Genomic DNA, 18,509 nt, shown 5'->3' on the forward strand with positions numbered 1-18,509 from the left:
TTACTCCCCTTTGCCGCTGGCAGCCTGCTCAGCTGGCTTGGCGGGGGCCGGGTTCTTGGCGCCTACGTTAGTGGCGTCAGTGGCCTTGACTTCGATGCCTGGCTTGACGAATTGCAGGCCTTCGGTGATCAGGCGATCGCCGGCTTTCAGACCGTCTTCGATCAACCATTGGTTACCGACGGTGCGGCTGGCCTTGAGCTGACGCAGTTCAACCTTGTTGTCAGGGCCGACGACCAGTGCGGTCGGACTGCCCTTGAGGTCGCGGGTCACGCCTTGTTGCGGGGCCAGGATCGCCGCGCTGTTCACACCAGCCTGCAACTGTGCGTGCACGAACATGCCCGGCAGCAGGGTGTGATCAGGGTTCGGGAACACGGCACGCAGGGTCACGGAACCGGTGGTCTGGTCGACCGAGACTTCGGAGAACTCCAGTTTACCGTCCAGTTTGTATTCGCTGCCGTCCTCGAGGGTCAGCTTGACCTTGGCGGCGTTGTCACCGGCCTTCTGCAGGCGACCGCTTTCCAGTTCGCGCCGAAGTTGCAGCAGTTCGACCGAAGATTGCGTCACATCGACGTAGATCGGGTCCAGTTGCTGGATCACGGCCATCGCTTCGGTCTGCGCGTTGCTGACCAGCGCGCCCTCGGTCACCGTGGAACGACCGATGCGGCCGGTCAGCGGCGCGTAGACCTTGGTGTAGCGCACGTTGATCTGCGCCGATTGCAACGAAGCTTCCGATTGCAGGCGGTTGGCCACGGCGGTGTCGTATTCCTGGCGGCTTACGGCCTGTTCGTTGACCAGTTGCTGGTAGCGATCGGAAATCGACTTGGTCGAACGCAGGTTGGCTTCGGCGCTTTTCAGGGTCGCCTCATAGACCGATGGATCGATCTGATAGAGCTGCTGGCCGGCCTTGACGTCACTGCCTTCCTTGAACAGGCGCTTGAGAATGATGCCGTTGACCTGTGGACGAACCTCGGCAATGCGGAACGCGCTGGTGCGCCCCGGCAATTCCGAGGTGAGCGTAAACGTTTGCGCTTGCAGGGTAACGACGCCGACCTGAGGCGGTGGTGCGGCCGGTGGAGCTTCTTCCTTTTTGCATCCGCTGAGCAGCGATGCCAGGGCGACGGCGGCGACCAGAGCGGTAACAGCTGGCTTGAATTGCATGAAAATCCTCGGGTCAGGCGCGAAAAAAAACGCACAAGAAAAGATGGAAGGTTAAAAAGTGGGGTCCGGGTGGATAAGTAGCATGCTAAGGAATATACTTACATTCACGGCTGTTTGTAAAGGCCCTGGCCGTGTATCCAGGTCGTTACAAACGTCCTGGAAAGGTTCAAATCGTAAGCCCGGGGACGATACCCAAGAGCTCTCGCCCCGCTTTTATTCAGCTGATATCCAGACATCGCTGAAGCATCCTGATTGAGGTTGTACTGCCATGGTCCGTCGTACCAAAGAGGAAGCCCAAGAAACCCGCAGCCAGATACTCGAAGCGGCCGAGAAAGCCTTTTTCGAGCGGGGCGTGGCGCGCACGACCCTGGCGGACATCGCGACCCTGGCCGGCGTTACCCGCGGGGCGATCTACTGGCATTTCAGCAACAAGGCGGACCTGGTACAGGCCATGCTCGACACCCTGCATGAGCCCCTGGATGAAATGGCCAAGGCCAGCGAAAGCCCGGACGAACCCGACCCCCTGGGCTGCATGCGCAAGCTGTTGATTCATTTGTTTCATCAAATTGCGCTGGACCCGAAAACCCGACGCATCAACGAAATTCTGTTTCATAAGTGCGAGTTCACCGATGAAATGTGCGACTTGCGCCAGCAGCGTGTGGCGGCCAGCCTGGACTGCAATGTACGGATCGGCCTGGCCCTGAGTAACGCCGTGAATCGCGGGCAACTGCCGGAAAACCTCGACACGGCTCGCGCGGCCATCAGCCTGCATGCCTACATCGATGGCATCCTGTACCAGTGGCTGCTGGCCCCCGACAGCTTTCAATTGCACAGCGAGGCTGAGCGTTGGGTCGATACCGGGCTGGACCTGTTGCGCTTCAGCCCCAGCTTGCGCAAATGAAGCAAGATGCGTAATTGACTGCAGCCGTGTCAATCGATGCAGCGCCAGATGAACCTTTCTTCACGCGACTTGCGGTATGGGGTGCTTTTATATACGGATGCTCGACCGGTTCACAGTCAATGAACTACGTATTTTGTAGGAAATTTGTGTTGTCGCCGGGAGGGAGCTTGATTCGCAGGCTGATCGATGGAAAGCGGGAACTGCGTCAACGAAGTACAGGGCAAGCGCCTGCTATCAAGCGCTTGCGTGTTCTGTTCAGGTGCTGTTAACCCACCCTGATCACGACGATGTAGCTATAAGGGCTCTTTGGTATTCTTCTGGTGATGCTGGAGGTGCACTTCAATTTTTCCTTACCAATAGATCGAACAGTATGTTTAAGGTGGGGAGTGAGTCCAGTAGTGGAAAGGCTCACACTCAGCGATGTCGTGAATTGGAATGCAAGTTTGCCACTTTCATAAGAGAAGTCATGATTGACTTTGATTTCACGAAATTTTCTGGTACCTATTCTAGGTGGCTCACTGCGCAGTATGAATGACAAGTAGTCCCAGGGTTCAAGGTCATATTTCTCGTTGGGGTGAATGCCGTTATCCCAGCTTGATGTGGTGAGGCTGAACGTTTTTGCGGTGGCATTGAAGATGTAGAAGATAACGCTGTTGGGAGACTGAACGTTACTGATGGAGCGCCAGGCCTGTTCCTCGTCACGCTTACCTTCGCGGATGAATTCGTCGAATTCCTCCACGGTTTTCTGTTTGTCTATGGCGTTATCTATGTCTGCTCTATCTTCGGCAAAACTGACCAGGTGCTGCAAATAGGCGGGCAGCATGGCGCGGGTCATGTCTTTAAGGAAGTTCTGTTCAAAGGTTACATCTTTAATGTCTTCGTTGCTGTTTTCTTGATTGTTTTCTTTATCGTCCATGATATTACCTATTTTCGGTGGTTGGTATTTATAGATAATAACAGGGGTGCGATTAAGGTGTATTTTATTGGTGTAATGGATTGTTGCTGGTGGCGAAAATCAAATGCCTAAAGCTGTTAACCCAGCCTGATCACGACGCTGTAGCTGTAGGGTTCCTTTGACAGGCTTCTGGTGATACTGGAGGTGCACTTCAATTGTTCCTTACCAATAGATCGCACAGTATGTTGAATGTGGGGAGTGAATGTAACCTTGAGGACAAAAGGACCATCACCTTTCAAACTCAGCGATGTATTGAATTGGAATGCAAATTTGCCACTTTCAAAAGAGAGGTCATGATTGACTTTGATGTTAGGGTTTTTTTTAGTGGGTGGCTCGCTGCGCAGTATGATTGACGCGCAGTCCCAGGGTTCGAGGACACAAGCCTCACTGGGGGGAGCGCCGTTATACGAGCTTGTTGTGGTGAGGCTGAACGTTTTTGCGGTGGCATTGAAGATGTAGACAGTCACGCTGTTGGGAGACTCATCGTTACTGATGGAGCGCCAGGCCTGTTCCTCGTCCCGCTTACCTTTGCGGATGAATTCGTCGAATTCCTCCACGGTTTTCTGTTTGTCTATGGCGTTATCTATGTCTGCTCTATCTTCGGCAAAACTGACCAGGTGCTGCAAATAGGCGGGCAGCATGGCGCGGGTCATGTCTTTAAGAAAGTTCTGTTCAAAGGTTACATCTTTAATGTCTTCGTTGCTGTTTTCTTGATTGTTTTCTTTATCGTCCATGATATTACCCCTTTTTGGTAGTTGGTAGTTGTAGATAATAGCAGGGGTGCGATTAAGCTGTTTGGTATTGGTGTAATGGTTTATTGCCGGTGGCGATAATCAAATGCCTAAACAAAAAAACCTCGGCTCTTTCAAGTCGAGGCTATTGCGTGTTAACGGTAACGCTTACAGTGTTGGGTAGTCGATGTAGCCGACCGGGCCCTTGGCATAGAACAGCTCAGGACGCGCGTCATTCAGTGGCGCATCCGCTTTCAAGCGCGCCGGCAGGTCCGGGTTGGCAATGAACGGTACGCCGAAGGCGACGGCATCGGCTTTGCCGCTGGCCAACCATTGGTTGGCACTGTCCTTGGTGAAGCGTTCGTTGATGATGTACGGGCCGCCAAAGGCTTCCTTGATCTGCGGGCCGAGGCTGTCGGCGCCTTCTTTCTCGCGCGAGCAGATGAATGCGATGCCACGCTTGCCCAGTTCGCGAGCGACGTAGGTGAAGGTTTCTGCCAGGTTGTCATCGCCCATGTCATGGGAGTCGGCGCGCGGTGCCAGGTGCACACCGACACGGCCGGCGCCCCAGACTTCGATCGCGGCGTCGGTCACTTCCAGCAACAGGCGAGCACGGTTTTCCACGGAACCACCATAGTTGTCGGTACGCTGGTTGGTGCTGCTTTGCAGGAACTGGTCGAGCAGGTAACCGTTGGCGCCGTGGATTTCCACGCCGTCGAAACCGGCGGCCTTGGCGTTCTCGGCACCGGTGCGGTAGGCGTCGACGATGTCGGCGATTTCCTCGATTTCCAGGGCGCGCGGGGTCGGGTAGTCGGCCAGTGGACGAACCAGGCTGACATGACCCTTGGGCTGGATGGCGCTCGGAGCGACCGGTGCTTCACCACCCAGGTACGATGGGTGCGATACACGACCCACGTGCCACAGTTGCAGGAAGATCTTGCCGCCCGCGCCGTGGATCGCCTTGGTCACGTTGGCCCAGCCACGCACCTGGTCGTTGGACCAGATACCCGGGGTGTCCGGGTAGCCGACGCCCATCGGCGTGACCGAAGTGGCCTCGCTGAGGATCAGGCCGGCGGAGGCGCGTTGTACGTAGTACTCGGCCATCAGGGCATTCGGTACGCGGCCTTCATCGGCGCGGCAACGGGTCAGCGGGGCCATGATGATGCGGTTGGCCAACTCGAGGTCGCCCAGTTTGATCGGATCGAAAATAGTAGTCATTTATTGCATCCCTCGTGAGGTATCAGTTGGTAGCGGGGGCCAGTTCGGGATTACCGCTCTGACGGAAAGTGATCAGGGTGACCAGCAGGGCGAGCACCGCCAGTACGGCTGCCGCGAGGGGCACGCTGGTCAGGCCGAACCCGTGAGCGATGACGCTGCCGCCGACCCAGGCGCCGAGGGCGTTGCCGACGTTGAAGGCGCCGATGTTCAGGGTCGAGACCAGGTTCGGCGCGGCCTTGCCGTAGGCCACCACGTTGACTTGCAGGGCGGGTACGGCGGCAAAACATGCGGTGGCCCAGAGGAACAGGGTGATTTCGGTGGGGATCAGCGCGACGCTGGTCCAGGTCAGCACGGTGGAGACCACGGCCATGGCGACGAAGACGCCGATCAGCGTCGCGGCCAGGCCTTTGTCCGCCAGCTTGCCGCCGATGATGTTGCCCACCGTCAGGCCCAGGCCGATCAGCATCAGGGTCCAGGTCACGCCACGGGGCGAGACGCCGGTGACTTCGCCCAACAGCGGCGCGACGTAGGTAAACAGGGTGAACACCGACGCGGCGAACAGTGCAGTCATGCTCAGCGACAGCCAGATGCCGGCGCCTTTGAGAGCGCGCAATTCGGCGCGCATGTCGAGTTTCTCTTCATCGCGCTTGGCCGGCAGGAAGCGGATCAGGCCGATCATCGCGATCACGCCGATCACGGTCACTGCCCAGAAGGTCGAACGCCAGCCGGCCTGCTGACCGAGCGCGGTGCCCAGCGGCACGCCCAGTACGTTGGCCAGGGTCAGGCCGGTGAACATCAAGGCCACGGCCGATGCGCGCTTGTTGGCCGGCACCAGTCCCGCCGCCACGACCGAGCCGATACCGAAGAACGCACCGTGGCACAGCGCGGTGACCACGCGGGCAAACATCAGCACGTTGTAGTCGCTGGCCACTGCGCAGAGCAGGTTGCCGATAATGAAGATGCCCATCAACGCGACCAGGGCGGCCTTGCGCGGCAGCCGGGCGGTGGCCAGTGCCATGAACGGCGCACCGATGGCCACGCCCAGGGCGTACCCGGTCACCAGCCAGCCGGCGCCGGGGATCGACACACCGAGGTCGGCAGCCACGTCGGGCAGCAAGCCCATGATGACGAACTCGGTGGTGCCGATGGCGAAGGCGCTCAAGGCCAATATGAGTAGCGAGAGGGGCATTGGATAATTCCTTTTCGGCTGGCTGACGTAAAGGGTCAGAGCTCTTTGCTGAAGACTTTGAGGAACTCCTGAATGGTTTCCTCATTGCGTTTAAAGAAATGCCACTGGCCGACTTTGCGGCTGCTGATCAGGCCGGCGCGTTGCAGGGTGGCCAGGTGCGCGGACACCGTGGACTGCGACAAACCGCAACGTTGATCGATCTGCCCGGCGCAAACGCCGTGCTCGTTGCTGTGGGACTGGTCTGGAAATTCGACGTCCGGATTTTTGAGCCAGTGCAGGATTTCTCGCCGTACCGGGTGCGCCAGGGCTTTTATTATTTCGTCGAGTTCAAGGTTCATGGTTGGGGGCTCGTGATGTGTAAAACGCTATATCGCGATGAAGCGAACTTTAAATCGTTATTTCGCGATATACCAATATGATTTCGGTCTGACGACCGAATAAATCGGTATATCGGGTTATAACGATATGTTGGGTGTAGAGACACAGGCGCAATGTTAAGCTGCGCCCATGAACTATCTCGCACATCTTCACCTCGGTGGCCAGCGTCCTGGTCAATTGCTCGGCAGCCTGTATGGCGATTTCGTCAAAGGGCGGCTGCAAGGGCAGTTCGACCCGGAGATCGAAGCGGCCATCCAGCTGCATCGCAGCATCGACGTTTTCACCGATCGCCATCCGCTGGTGGATACCGCGTTGTCGCGGTTTTCCCTGACGCGTCGGCGCTATGCCGGCATCGTGCTCGACGTGTTTTTCGACCATTGCCTGGCCCGGGACTGGGCGCTGTATGCCGACCGGCCGCTGGAGTTGTTCACTTCGGACGTGTACCGGGTGCTGTCCACACAAGCGCAACTACCGGAACGCCTGGCGAAAATCGCACCGCACATGGTGGCCAACGACTGGTTGGGCTCGTATCAGGAATTTGAAGTGTTGGAGCAGGTGTTGCGGGGGATTTCGCGGCGCCTGACCCGGCCGGAAGAGCTGGCGGCTGCGATGCAGGAACTGCGGGTGCTGTATGAGCCGTTGAGCGAGGATTTCCGGTTGTTCTATCCGCACCTTCAGGATTTCGCCCAGGCAACGCAGATCTAGGGTGGGAGCGGGCTTGCTCGCGAATGCGGTATGTCAGTCAACATCAATGGTGAAGGAGAATCCGCATTCGCGAGCAAGCCCGCTCCCACAGGGGAAATGGGTCAGGCCGCGATAGCGGGGCGTATTGGGGCTTGCTGTTTCTCCGGTATGGCCCCAAACAACGCCTTCTGCACCGCCTGCTGGGCTTCGAACGCCAGTGCCGCACGCTCGCGACCTTCGCAGGCAATCGGCTTGAGCAGGTGAATTTCCACACCGCCCCGGTCATTGGCAAACAGGCGCATCAAGTGCGACAACAGATCATCGTCGCCAATGAACGGCGCCAGGGTGTCGGGCTCGCCGTTGCGCACATAACGAATCGCCACCGGTTGCAGCGCCACTTCGGAGTCGATGGCGGCTGACAGCAAGCGACCGTGGAAGGTGCGCAGCGAGCGACCGTCCGTGGTGGTGCCCTCGGGGAACATCAGCAGCGGGTGGGCGTGCGCCAGGTGGCGGGTCATCTGTTTGCGGATCAACTGGCTGTCGCCCGAACCACGGCGGATGAACAGGCTGCCGGCCTTGGCTGCCAGCCAGCCGGCGACGGGCCAGGTGCGCACTTCGGCCTTGGACAGGAATGACAGCGGCGTGAGCATGCCCAGCAGCGGTATATCGGTCCAGGACACGTGATTGCTGACCCACAGCATCGGCACTTGCGGCAGCTTGCCGTGAACCGTCACATCGAAGGGCAGGGCGTTGCCCAGGCGCGCCATGAAAAACCGCGACCAGCGCTGGCGGCGTTCCATCGAGTGGGCCAGCCCCAGTCGCTCGAACACGCCGAACACGCTGGCCATGCTCAAGCCGAGCCCGACCACCAGCAACACCCGTGCGATTCGCGCGTACACGCGCAAGCGACTCATTACACGGCCGCCTTGAAGTGTTTGGCGTAACGCGGGCAGAGTTCGTCGCGCTTGAGCAGGATGAACACATCGGCCACCTGGAAATCTTCGTCCCAGCACGGCTCGCCGCAGATCTTCGCGCCCAGGCGCATGTAGGCCTTGAGCAGCGGCGGCATTTCGGCGATCACGTTGGAGGGAATATCCAGGGTCGGCAACGGCTTTTTCGGTTCGGCGCGCAGGTGTTCGGTGCACAGGTAGCGTTCGCGCAGGCGCTGCATGATCGCATGGGCCTGGATCCCGCCGTCCTGCATTGGAATGCTCGCGCAACCCATCAGGTAGCTGTAGCCACCCTGGTTCAAGACTTCGGCCAGCTCACCCCAGAGCACGGCGATGGTGCCGCCGTTGCGGTAGGCCGGGTCGACGCAGGTGCGGCCGATTTCCAGGATCGGGCCTTGCAGATGGACCAGGCCGTGCAGGCTGAATTCTTCTTCGCTGTAGAACTTGCCCAGGCTGCTGGCGGCGGTGTGGTCGAGCAGGCGGGTGGTCGCCACCAGGCGCCCGGTGTTCAGGTCGCGCACGCCGATGTGGGTGCAGTGAACATCGTAGTCGTCCATGTCCAGACCCAGTTCCGCGCCTTTGAGCTTGGCGTTGAATTCGCCGCTGAACACGTTGAAGCGCAGGGCCTGGGCTTGCTGCAAAGCCTCTTCGCCCACCAGGCGTTCGGCTTGCAGGCGGCGTTCGTTGCCGGTGTCGCTGATGCGGGCGATCTGAGTCATGACGAATCTCCGTGCGGGCTGCTCACCCGTCTTTGGGTTACAGCGAATCGACTTTCTTTATCCAGCCGTGTTGTGCAAAGTCAGGCTATGTAGCCCCGGTGTCATCGCCATTAAGCTTTGGTGATGCTTGTATGACAGCCCACAAGGAGCCTCTTATGCCCTGGCAAACCCTGTTGAACCGCCACGCTCGCCTGCCCGCCAACCCGGATCTGGGCGAAGGGTTCGCCACGTTGTTGCAGCAGCTGGGCCACGTCACTCCGTTTGAACTGGCCGTGGTCGGCGCACGCATGATGGCGACGCCGGGGCTGGCGTTCCTGGTGGGTTATCAGGCGGCGTTGCGCATGCTCTGGCCAAGCGCGCCGCCGAGCCTTGGTGCGTTGTGCGCCACCGAGCAACGCAGCCTGCGGGTGGCTGACATGCAGACCCGCCTGCACGATTTGCGCTTGAGCGGGCGCAAGGATTTCGTCACCGCAGGCGATGCCGCCGACTGGCTGCTGATTGCCGCGCGCAGCGAACAGCCCGGCGAAACGCCGCGCCTGAGCCTGGCGGTGGCCTACCCCGATGAGCCGGGCGTGCGGGTGGAGAAACTGCCGCCGATCCCGTTGATGCCGGACATCAGCCATGGCCGCCTGATTCTCGATAACGCACTGTGCGAACTGCTGGCGGGGGATGGCTGGGATGCCTACGTCAAGCCGTTCCGAACCCTGGAAGACATCTATGTATTGAGTGCCATGACCGCCTGGCTGTACGGCGTCGGTCAGGACTGTGACTGGCCGCAGGCCTTGCAATTGCGCTTGCTGGCGCTGCTGGCCGGGTGTGCGGAGGTCAGTCGACATCCCCCCGTCAGTCCGGCGGGGCATGTATTGCTCGGTGGGTTGTTTGCGCAGTTCGAGGGGCTCAAGGGTGAGATCAATGAAGCGCTGGCCGAGGGGCCGCCGGAGTGGGCGGCCATGTGGCAGCGGGATCAGGGGGTGATGGAACTGGCGGCTGAAGCGCGGGGCAAGCGATTGGCTAAGGCACTCGTGAATTTTCAGTGAATTGACCGGCCCCTTCGCGAGCAAGCCCGCTCCCACATTTTGAAATGCGTCCCCTGTGGGAGCGGGCTTGCTCGCGAAGGCGGCCGCATTAACAACACCAATCCCGGAACTGTCATCAACCTCTACTAGGCTCAGCAGTTCATCCCCACGAGCCCATGCCATGTTCAAAGGCTTGTCCCTGATCTTCATGCTGCTGCTCAGCCTGACGGCCCGCGCTGAAAACTGGCCCGCCGAACAATGGTCGCCCGGCCCGACCGTCACCGGGCCAGCACTCCAGGCCCTGGAAAACTACGCCTTCCCACCCCGCGACGACACCACCCATCAAGGCATCCGCACCGACGCCTTGCTCGTCATCCGCGACGGCCAGTTGATCTACGAGCGCTACGCCGGCCCGACCACTGCCCAGACACCGCATCTAACCTGGTCCATCAGCAAAAGCCTGATGGCCACCGTCCTCGGCGTGGCGTATGGCGAAGGCCGGTTCAAGCTGCAGGACAAGGTGGCCAAATTCTATCCGCCACTGCAAAAACACCCGGACCTGACCCTGGCCGACCTGCTGCACTGGGCCTCGGGTCTCGACTGGCAGGAAGATTACGAATACGCACCGCTCAACTCCTCAGTGGTGGCCATGCTCTACACCCGAGGTCACCGCGATATGGCCGCCTTCACCGCCGATCACGGCAGCTACGCCGCACCGGGGCAGGCGTTTCGTTATTCCAGTGGCGACACCAACCTGCTGTCCGCCGCGCTGAAAGCCATCGTCGGTGCGCAGCGCTACGCGGACTATCCGTGGACCGCGCTGTTCGAACCCCTGGGCATTCGCCGAGCGATCTGGGAAACCGACGCCGCGGGCACCTTCGTCGCCTCGTCCTATGCCTACCTCACCGCTCGGGACCTGGCCCGCATCGGACTGTTGATGGCGCGGGACGGTCGCTGGGGCGATAAACAACTGCTGCCCAAAGACTGGGTGGCATTCAATCGCGAACCCTTCGCGGGCTATCGCGCCAACCAGGATGATGCAGTGCCCGGCGGCCACTGGTGGCTCAATCGTGCCGCGGCCGGGGTTGCCCGACCCTGGCCCGATGCGCCCGCCGACACCTTCGCCGCCCTAGGCCATTGGGGGCAGGCGCTGTATGTGATTCCCGGGGAAAACCTGGTGATCGTGCGTTATGGCGATGACCGCGATGGCCTCTACCAGCACAACGAATTGCTCAAGCTCGCGCTGAAGGCGTTTGCCGGGACGGTGAAACCATGAGCGGTTTCATGAGGCGCCGACCGATCAGTTCATTGTTGTTGATCCTGCTGCTCGCCTTGCTTGGCTGGGTCTGGCAGGAGCGGGTGGCGCTATGGGCCTTCCCGGACATCATCAGCGCCTACACCGCCAAGGAATACTGTTCGTGCCGCTACGTGATGAACAACGACGCCGGGTATTGCCGTGGCTACGTCAAGCAATGGCTGCCATTCAGCGGCTTTACCGATGACGCGGTCAGCAAGCGCATCACGGTCAGCGGGATGGGGCGCAGCAATATGGCCGTGTGGATCGGCGAGCACCAGGGCTGTCGCCTGAACCCCTGACCTGCAGGTTCCATCTGGTGGAACCACATTCGATTGTCCTCGCGCGCGACTCGCGGTTATCTGGCGGTGAGCGCGACCTGCCTTTTTAAACGTCGCGAAATCATAACGAACAAAAAGAACGGGAATACACCCGGCCCGAGGAAATCGTCATGACCCGACATCAACACATTCTTGCCTGGCTCAACGACGTCGCCAGCGACCTGCACGCCACCCGCCAGGACATCCACGCCCACCCGGAACTCGGCTTCGAGGAAAACCGCACCTCGGCGCTGGTGGCCAGATCCCTCTCGGAATGGGGCTACGAGGTGCACACGGGCATCGGCAAGACCGGGGTCGTCGGTGTGCTGCGCAATGGCGACAGCCCGCGCAAACTTGGCTTGCGCGCGGACATGGACGCGCTGCCGATCATCGAGAATACCGGCGCCGCTTACAGCAGCCGGCATCAGGGCTGCATGCACGCCTGCGGGCACGATGGCCACACCACAATGTTGTTGGGCGCGGCCCGTTACCTGGCGGCGACTCGCCAGTTCGACGGCACCCTGACCCTGATTTTCCAGCCGGCCGAAGAAGGCCAGGGCGGCGCCGAAGCGATGCTCGCCGATGGCTTGCTCGAACGTTTTCCCTGCGACGCACTGTTCGGCATGCACAACATGCCGGGCCTGCCGGCGGGGCACCTGGGCTTTCGCGAAGGGCCGATGATGGCTTCCCAGGATTTGCTCAACGTCACGATTGAAGGTGTCGGCGGTCACGGCTCGATGCCGCACCTGTCGGTCGATCCATTGGTGGCGGCGGCCAGCGTAGTGATGGCCCTGCAAACGGTGGTTGCGCGCAACATCGATGCGCAACAGGCAGCGGTGGTGACGGTCGGTGCATTGCAGGCCGGGGAGGCCGCCAACGTCATCCCTCAGCAGGCGATCCTGCGCCTGAGCCTGCGTGCATTGAATGCCCAGGTGCGTGAGCAGACCCTCGAGCGGGTGCGCGCGATCATCGAATCCCAGGCCCAAAGTTTTGGTTGCAGTTCGACCATCGAACACCGTCCGGCTTACCCGGTGCTGGTCAACCACGCCGCCGAAACCGAGTTCGCCCGGCAAGTCGGCGTAGAGCTGATCGGTGCCGACGCGGTGGACGGCAACACGCCCAAGCTGATGGGCAGCGAAGACTTCGCCTGGATGCTGCAACGCTGCCCCGGCGCCTACCTGTTCATCGGCAACGGTGTGTCGCGGCCGATGGTGCACAACCCCGCCTACGACTTCAACGACGACATCCTGCTGACCGGCGCGGCGTATTGGGGCGCGCTGGCCGAGAGCTGGCTCAAGCCGGCCTGAGCCTTTCACTTTCTACTGCCGCTGGACCGGGCGCGTCATGTCGCGCCCGGCATTACCCAACAGGTTTCTGGAGAGTTCCCCATGCACACTTCGAGCACCGGTGTTTCGCGCACCCGGCAAGTGGTCGCGGCCGTTATCGGCAATGCGCTGGAATGGTATGACTTCATTGTCTACGGCTTTCTGGCGAGCATCATCGCCCGGCAATTTTTCCCTTCCGAAGACGAGTACGCCTCACTGCTGATGGCCCTGGCGACCTTCGGCGTCGGTTTCTTCATGCGCCCGGTGGGCGGTATTCTGCTGGGCATGTATTCGGACCGCAAAGGCCGCAAGGCTGCGATGCAGATGATCATCCGCCTGATGACCGTTTCGATCGCACTGATCGCCTTCGCGCCGAACTACGCCGCCATCGGCATGGGTGCGCCGCTGTTGATCGTGGTCGCGCGGATGCTCCAGGGCTTCGCCACCGGTGGTGAATACGCCAGCGCCACGGCGTTCCTGGTGGAAAGCGCGCCGGCGCACCGCAAGGGTCTGTACGGCTCGTGGCAATTGGTCGGGCAATGCCTGGCGGTGTTTTCCGGGGCGGGCATGGTGGCGCTGTTCACCCATCTGTTGACCCCCGAGGCCCTGGATAGCTGGGGATGGCGGATTCCCTTCATGATCGGCCTGTTGATCGGCCCGGTCGGCCTGTGGATTCGCAAGCACATGGAGGAACCGGAAGAATTCCTCGAAGCGCGCAAGCAGGCCAAGGGCGAAAGCCCGGGTTTGCTGCAAGTGATCCGCGAACATCGCCGCGCCATTCTGGTGTCGATGGGCCTGGCCTGTGGTGCGACGGTGTCGTTCTACGTGGTGCTGGTGAACATGCCGACTTTCGCCCACAAGAACCTCGGCCTGCCGCTGGACCAGGTGCTGCTGGTGCAGATGCTCGCGGTGGCGGTGATGACCGTGGTGATCCCGCTGTCCGGCGCCTTGTCGGATCGCCTCGGCCGTCGCCCGGTGCTGATGGCCTTCACCCTCGCGTTTTTCCTGATGGTCTATCCGCTGTACGTGTGGGTCGCGGCGGCGCCCTCGGTGGAGCGCTTGCTGGTGATGCAACTGTTGCTGTGCACGGCGATCGGCGGGTTTTTCGGCCCGGCACCGACGGCGCTTGCCGAACAGTTTCCGATTGAAGTGCGCTCCACCGGGGTGTCGGTGGCCTATAACGTCGCGGTCATGGTGTTCGGCGGTTTTGCCCCGCTGATCGTGACCTGGCTGAGCAAGGTCCTGGCCACGCCGGTGGCGCCATCCTTCTACGTGTTGTTCGCTTGCGTGCTGACGCTATTGGGCACTTACTGCATGCAGGAAGCACCACGGGCGAAGAAATCCGTAGCACTTAACCTTGGGGTGAAACCTTGAGCATGAATCCGATTGTTGAAATGGACGCCGATGCATTGTCCCGGGCGATCCACGGGCGGCAGGTGTCCTGCCGTGAAGTGATGCAGGCGTATCTGGCGCAGATCGAACGTTTCAATCCGCAGGTCAATGCGCTGGTGTCGCTGCGACCGGCCGAGGAGCTGCTGGCAGAGGCCGACACCTGCGACCGGCAACTGGACCAGGGCCAGTCCCGGGGCTGGATGCACGGCATGCCGCAAGCGGTTAAGGACCTGGCGGCCACCGCCGGTTTGCGCACGACCATGGGCTCGCCGCTGTTCGCCGAGCAAGTGCCGCAGCATGACGCCATCAGCGTGGCGCGGGTGCGTGACTGCGGCGCGATCATCATCGGCAAGAGCAACGTGCCGGAATTCGGCCTCGGCTCGCAGACCTACAACAGCGTGTTCGGCACCACCACCAATGCCTACGATCCGGCACTGGTCGCCGGCGGCAGCAGCGGCGGGGCGGCGGTGGCGCTGGCGTTACGCATGCTGCCGGTGGCCGACGGCAGTGACATGATGGGCTCGCTGCGCAACCCGGCGGCGTTCAACAACGTGTTCGGTTTTCGCCCGTCCCAGGGCCGCGTGCCCCACGGCCCGCAGCCCGAGGTGTTTGTCCAGCAACTGGCCACCGAAGGGCCGATGGGTCGCACCGTCACCGATGTTGCGCGGTTACTTGGCACCCAGGCCGGGTACGATTCGCGCGCGCCGTTGTCGCTGACCCAGGATCCGGAGATTTTCCATCAGTCGCTGGCCCAGGATTTCAGCGAGGTGCGCGTAGGTTGGCTGGGCGACTACAACGGCTACCTGCCGATGGACCCGGGCGTGATGAGCCTGTGCGAGGCGGCGCTGCAGGACTTCACGGCCCTGGGTTGCAAGGTCGAAGCCTGCCAGCCGGATTTTTCCATGGAGCGCCTGTGGCAGGCCTGGCTGGTGCACCGTCACTGGCTGGTGCAGGGCGGCCTCGGTAGCCTGTATGCCGATCCGCACAAACGCGAGCAGCTCAAACCCGAAGCCCAATGGGAAATCGAGGGTGGCCTGCGCCTGACGGCGGCGGATGTCTATCAGGCCTCGGTCAGTCGCAGCGAGTGGTATCGCGCCTTGAACGATTTGTTCGAACGTTACGATTTCCTGCTGCTGCCCACTGCCCAAGTGTTCCCTTTTGATGCACAAACCCCTTGGCCGCGTGTCGTTGGCGGGCAAAGCATGGACACTTATCACCGCTGGATGGAAGTGGTGATCGGACCGACCCTGGCCGGTTTGCCGAGCATGAACGTGCCGGTGGGTTTCAATCCAGCCGGGCTGCCGATGGGCCTGCAAATCATTGGCCCGGCCCAGGCCGATCGTGCGGTGCTGCAACTGGCTTATGCCCACGAGCAACTGACCCAGTGGGTCAAGCGCCGGCCGCCCGGCTGTCTGCAAAGTGCGTGAAACCGGTGGGCAGGCCCACATCTTGCTGCAAGAATCGATCATCCATTAGCGCCCAAGGAGATCGGACACATGGACAGCAAGGCAGAAACCGGCAGCGTACGTTCGGTCGAGCGCGCCCTGGCGATCGTCGAGTTGCTGGGTGAGCATCAGGCGTTGGGCCTGGAGGAGTTGCACTACCTCACCTGTCTGCCCAAGGCCACGGTGTCGCGCATGTTGCTGACCTTGCAGGAGCAAGGCTGGATCTATCGCGGCTTGAGCGACCGGCGTTACCGCCTGTGCGCCAAGCGCCTGTTTGGTGACAGCCGGCAGCGCTTCAAGCGGCGCCTGGTGGAAAACGCCGCGCCGCTGCTGCTGGAGTTGAGCGAACGCACCGGGCTGGTGGCGGACCTGTCGTGCTTCGATGGCGAACGGGTGGAGGTGATGGAAAGTGCGATCCCGCAGGTGTTGCGCAAGCGTTATCCGAACAATTGCCAGATCGTCGGCCAGCACGCCAGTCTGTTCCATTCGGCCATGGGCCGGGCCTGCCTGGGTGAGCTGCAAAGCCATGAAGTGGAACGCCTGGCCGAGCGTGAGCGCCTCTGCGACGAATCGCTGTTCAGCGCCACCGAACAGGCGTTGCATCAAGGTTTCGGTCAGCGCACCGAGGGCTACTGGGAATACCCGGTGCGGTTACCCTTCCTGATCCGTGCGGTGGCCTTGCCGATTCACACCGATGGCCGGCTGGTCGGCAGCATGGCGTTGCACTGGCCGATGGATCAGGCGCCGGTGGAACGGGTGCTGAGCCTGCACCTGAACAGCCTCGCCGCGACCATTGGCAATGTGCAGCAGGCAATGGCGTAAGGCCCAAAAAGATCGCAGCCTGCGGCAGCTCCTACAGGATCCGGGTGCGAATGCGATCCTGTAGGAGCTGCCGCAGGCTGCGATCTTTTGATCGTGGGTTTGCAATAGCGGCGGGGCCAGTTAAGGTTCAGCACAGGTTTATCTGCCCCCCGAGTGTTTATGTTCCAGCGGTCTGTCTGCAAAACCCTCGCCTGCCTGTTGTTGGCCGGCGCTTCGTTGTCGGCCCAGGCCAATTGGTACCTGGACGGCGAATCCTCGCGGCTGTCGTTCGTCAGCACCAAAAACGCCAATGTGTCCGAAGTGCAGCGCTTCCTGGTGTTGCACGGCAAAGTCGATCCCGGCGGAAAAGCCGAAGTGGAGGTCGAGCTGGAATCGGTCAACAGCGGCATTCCCTTGCGCGATGAACGCATGCGCAAGGAGCTGTTCGAGATCGAGAAATTTCCCGAAGCCCTGATCACCACGCAAATCGACCTGCGCCCGATCAACGACCTCGCGCCAGGCGCACAACTGGAATTGCGCCTGCCGCTGACCGTCGACCTGCACGGCAAGCAACACACCTACAACGCCGAACTGCTGGCCACCCGTCTCGATGACCGGCGTTTCCAGGTGGTGACTCTGGAGCCGGTGGTGGTCAATGCCGAAGATTTCGACCTGGCGCCTGGCCTGGAAGCGTTGCGCAAGGTCGCCGGCCTGTCGGCCATCAGCCTGTCGGTGCCGGTGGGTGCGGTGCTGATCTTCACGGCGCGTTGACATGGCCGGCCCGATCTTTCCCTGGCGTGAAGGCAATAGTTTCCAGTTGCTGGTCGACGGCCCGCAATTCTTCCCGCGCATGCTGGTGGCGATCGCCCGCGCCGAAGAACAGGTCGAGCTGGAACTGTATCTGGTGGAGGCGGGCGCCTGCGCCGAGGCCATGGTCCAGGCGCTGGTCCAGGCCGCCGAGCGCGGTGTGCGGGTGCGTTGCCTGTTCGATGATTACGGCAGCCTCGCCTTTACCCTGACCCTGCGCCAGCGCCTCACGGCCGCCGGCGTCGAGCTGCGCTTCTACAATCGCCTGAGCTGGCGGCGCTGGGTCGGCAATTTCTACCGCGATCACCGCAAGCTGCTGCTGGTGGACCAGAGCCTGGCGGTGGTCGGTGGCACCGGTGTGACCGATGAATTCTGGACGCCCAACGAAGACGTCAGCGAGTGGCACGAAGTGATGGTGGAAATCACCGGCCCGCTGGTGCTTGACTGGCAGTTGCTGTTCGACCGCCAATGGATCGCCAACCGCCATCGCCGCGCCTGGCGCCCGGCTTCGCACTTCGGCCTGCCGCGCCTGCCCCGCGTGCCGTCCACGGGTGAGGGCATGGGCCGCGTCGCCTATGCCGACGCCCGCCAGCACCGGGACATCCTGCAATCGCTGATTCGTGCATTGAACAGCGGCCAGAAACGCATCTGGCTGGCCACGCCGTATTTCCTGCCGACCTGGAAAGTCCGTCGCTCACTGCGCCGCGCAGCCTCCCGCGGCGTCGATGTGCGGCTGCTGTTGACCGGCCCGCGCACCGATCACCCGTCGGTGCGTTACGCCGGGCATCGCTACTACCCGCGACTGCTCAAGTCAGGGGTGAAGATTTTCGAATACCAGCCGTGTTTCCTGCACCTGAAAATGGTCCTGATCGATGACTGGGTGAGCATTGGTTCGTGCAATTTCGACCACTGGAATTTGCGATTCAATCTGGAGGCCAACCTTGAAGCATTGGACGCTGGATTGACCCGTGACGTGGTGGCGAGTTTCGAAAAGGACTTCTCTCTGAGCCAGGAAGTCAGCCTGGAGGCATGGCAGCGCCGCCCGCTGTGGAAGCGGGTCAAGCAGCGAGTGTGGGGGTGGGTGGATCGGTTGGTGGTCAATCTGCTGGATCGACGGGGCTAGTCGCTACACCAAAGACCCCTGTAGGAGCTGGCTTGCCAGCGAAGGCGGTATAACATCCAACCAAGATGTTGAATGTTATGGCCTCTTCGCTGGCAAGCCAGCT

Annotated in this window: 19 protein-coding genes; 11 read left to right on the forward strand and 8 right to left on the reverse strand. The window is 61.2% G+C overall.

Annotated elements, in window-relative coordinates; translation table 11 throughout:
• Nucleotides 1–1,158 carry an efflux RND transporter periplasmic adaptor subunit EmhA gene (gene emhA, locus NPS56_RS03310; RefSeq protein ID WP_274073445.1) on the reverse strand — a complete coding sequence of 386 codons (1,158 nt, stop codon included), beginning with the start codon at nt 1,156–1,158 and terminating at the stop codon, nt 1–3.
• A 268-nt stretch (nt 1,159–1,426) separates the two neighbouring features.
• On the opposite strand from emhA, the gene emhR reads away from it, so the two are divergent.
• Nucleotides 1,427–2,059, forward strand: a complete 633-nt coding sequence (gene emhR, locus NPS56_RS03315) for an efflux system transcriptional repressor EmhR (protein WP_274073446.1) — start codon at nt 1,427–1,429, stop codon at nt 2,057–2,059.
• A 265-nt stretch (nt 2,060–2,324) separates the two neighbouring features.
• Here emhR and NPS56_RS03320 read toward each other — a convergent pair whose 3' ends face one another.
• The 5 genes from NPS56_RS03320 to NPS56_RS03340 form a co-directional block, all read right to left on the reverse strand.
• Nucleotides 2,325–2,975 (reverse strand): hypothetical protein, encoded by a 651-nt coding sequence (locus NPS56_RS03320; protein WP_274073447.1) that lies wholly within the window; start codon nt 2,973–2,975, stop codon nt 2,325–2,327.
• A gap of 116 nt (nt 2,976–3,091) precedes the next feature.
• Nucleotides 3,092–3,748, reverse strand: a complete 657-nt coding sequence (locus NPS56_RS03325; protein WP_274073448.1) for a hypothetical protein — start codon at nt 3,746–3,748, stop codon at nt 3,092–3,094.
• Between the two features lie 165 nt (nt 3,749–3,913).
• The gene (locus NPS56_RS03330) at nt 3,914–4,963 is read right to left on the reverse strand and encodes an alkene reductase (protein ID WP_274073449.1); all 1,050 of its coding nucleotides are present in this window, start codon (nt 4,961–4,963) and stop codon (nt 3,914–3,916) included.
• Nucleotides 4,964–4,985: 22 nt separating this feature from the next.
• A complete protein-coding gene (locus NPS56_RS03335) occupies nt 4,986–6,152 on the reverse strand; it encodes an MFS transporter (RefSeq protein WP_274073450.1) in 1,167 nt (388 codons plus the stop codon).
• 35 nt (nt 6,153–6,187) lie between these two features.
• Complete coding sequence (locus tag NPS56_RS03340) at nt 6,188–6,490, reverse strand: ArsR/SmtB family transcription factor (protein ID WP_046816689.1); 303 nt, start codon at nt 6,488–6,490, stop codon at nt 6,188–6,190.
• Between the two features lie 169 nt (nt 6,491–6,659).
• Here NPS56_RS03340 and NPS56_RS03345 point away from each other — a divergent pair, with 169 nt between their 5' ends.
• Complete coding sequence (locus NPS56_RS03345; protein ID WP_274073451.1) at nt 6,660–7,235, forward strand: ACP phosphodiesterase; 576 nt, start codon at nt 6,660–6,662, stop codon at nt 7,233–7,235.
• Between the two features lie 101 nt (nt 7,236–7,336).
• Here the strand turns inward: NPS56_RS03345 and NPS56_RS03350 are convergent, their stop codons facing one another.
• Nucleotides 7,337–8,128, reverse strand: coding sequence for a lysophospholipid acyltransferase family protein (locus NPS56_RS03350; protein ID WP_274073452.1), 792 nt, complete (start codon nt 8,126–8,128; stop codon nt 7,337–7,339).
• Nucleotides 8,128–8,883, reverse strand: coding sequence for an L-ornithine N(alpha)-acyltransferase (olsB, locus tag NPS56_RS03355; protein ID WP_274073453.1), 756 nt, complete (start codon nt 8,881–8,883; stop codon nt 8,128–8,130). The genes NPS56_RS03350 and olsB overlap by 1 nt, the downstream gene beginning before the upstream one ends.
• Before the next feature lie 155 nt (nt 8,884–9,038).
• Between olsB and NPS56_RS03360 the strand changes: the two genes are divergently transcribed.
• The 9 genes from NPS56_RS03360 (at nt 9,039) to NPS56_RS03400 (ending at nt 18,406) form a co-directional block, all read left to right on the forward strand.
• Nucleotides 9,039–9,920, forward strand: coding sequence for an acyl-CoA dehydrogenase family protein (locus NPS56_RS03360; protein WP_274073454.1), 882 nt, complete (start codon nt 9,039–9,041; stop codon nt 9,918–9,920).
• 160 nt (nt 9,921–10,080) lie between these two features.
• Nucleotides 10,081–11,175 carry a serine hydrolase domain-containing protein gene (locus NPS56_RS03365; RefSeq protein WP_274073455.1) on the forward strand — a complete coding sequence of 365 codons (1,095 nt, stop codon included), beginning with the start codon at nt 10,081–10,083 and terminating at the stop codon, nt 11,173–11,175.
• On the forward strand, nt 11,172–11,495 hold the full coding sequence (locus tag NPS56_RS03370) for an amidase (protein ID WP_274073456.1): 324 nt from the start codon (nt 11,172–11,174) through the stop codon (nt 11,493–11,495). The genes NPS56_RS03365 and NPS56_RS03370 overlap by 4 nt, the downstream gene beginning before the upstream one ends.
• A gap of 149 nt (nt 11,496–11,644) precedes the next feature.
• Nucleotides 11,645–12,820, forward strand: a complete 1,176-nt coding sequence (locus tag NPS56_RS03375) for a M20 aminoacylase family protein (RefSeq protein WP_274073457.1) — start codon at nt 11,645–11,647, stop codon at nt 12,818–12,820.
• 81 nt (nt 12,821–12,901) lie between these two features.
• Entirely contained in the window at nt 12,902–14,212 is a 1,311-nt protein-coding gene (locus NPS56_RS03380; protein WP_274073458.1) for a citrate-proton symporter, read from the forward strand.
• A 2-nt stretch (nt 14,213–14,214) separates the two neighbouring features.
• Nucleotides 14,215–15,657: an amidase gene (locus NPS56_RS03385; protein ID WP_274073459.1), complete on the forward strand. Its 1,443-nt coding sequence runs from the start codon at nt 14,215–14,217 to the stop codon at nt 15,655–15,657.
• 69 nt (nt 15,658–15,726) lie between these two features.
• Entirely contained in the window at nt 15,727–16,497 is a 771-nt protein-coding gene (locus NPS56_RS03390) for an IclR family transcriptional regulator (RefSeq protein WP_274073460.1), read from the forward strand.
• A gap of 159 nt (nt 16,498–16,656) precedes the next feature.
• On the forward strand, nt 16,657–17,247 hold the full coding sequence (locus NPS56_RS03395; RefSeq protein WP_274073461.1) for a YceI family protein: 591 nt from the start codon (nt 16,657–16,659) through the stop codon (nt 17,245–17,247).
• Between the two features lies 1 nt (nt 17,248).
• Nucleotides 17,249–18,406, forward strand: a complete 1,158-nt coding sequence (locus NPS56_RS03400) for a phospholipase D-like domain-containing protein (RefSeq protein ID WP_274073462.1) — start codon at nt 17,249–17,251, stop codon at nt 18,404–18,406.
• Nucleotides 18,407–18,509 lie beyond the last annotated feature (103 nt).

This window comes from Pseudomonas putida (assembly GCF_028682635.1).
Taxonomy (GTDB): domain Bacteria; phylum Pseudomonadota; class Gammaproteobacteria; order Pseudomonadales; family Pseudomonadaceae; genus Aquipseudomonas; species Aquipseudomonas putida_AE.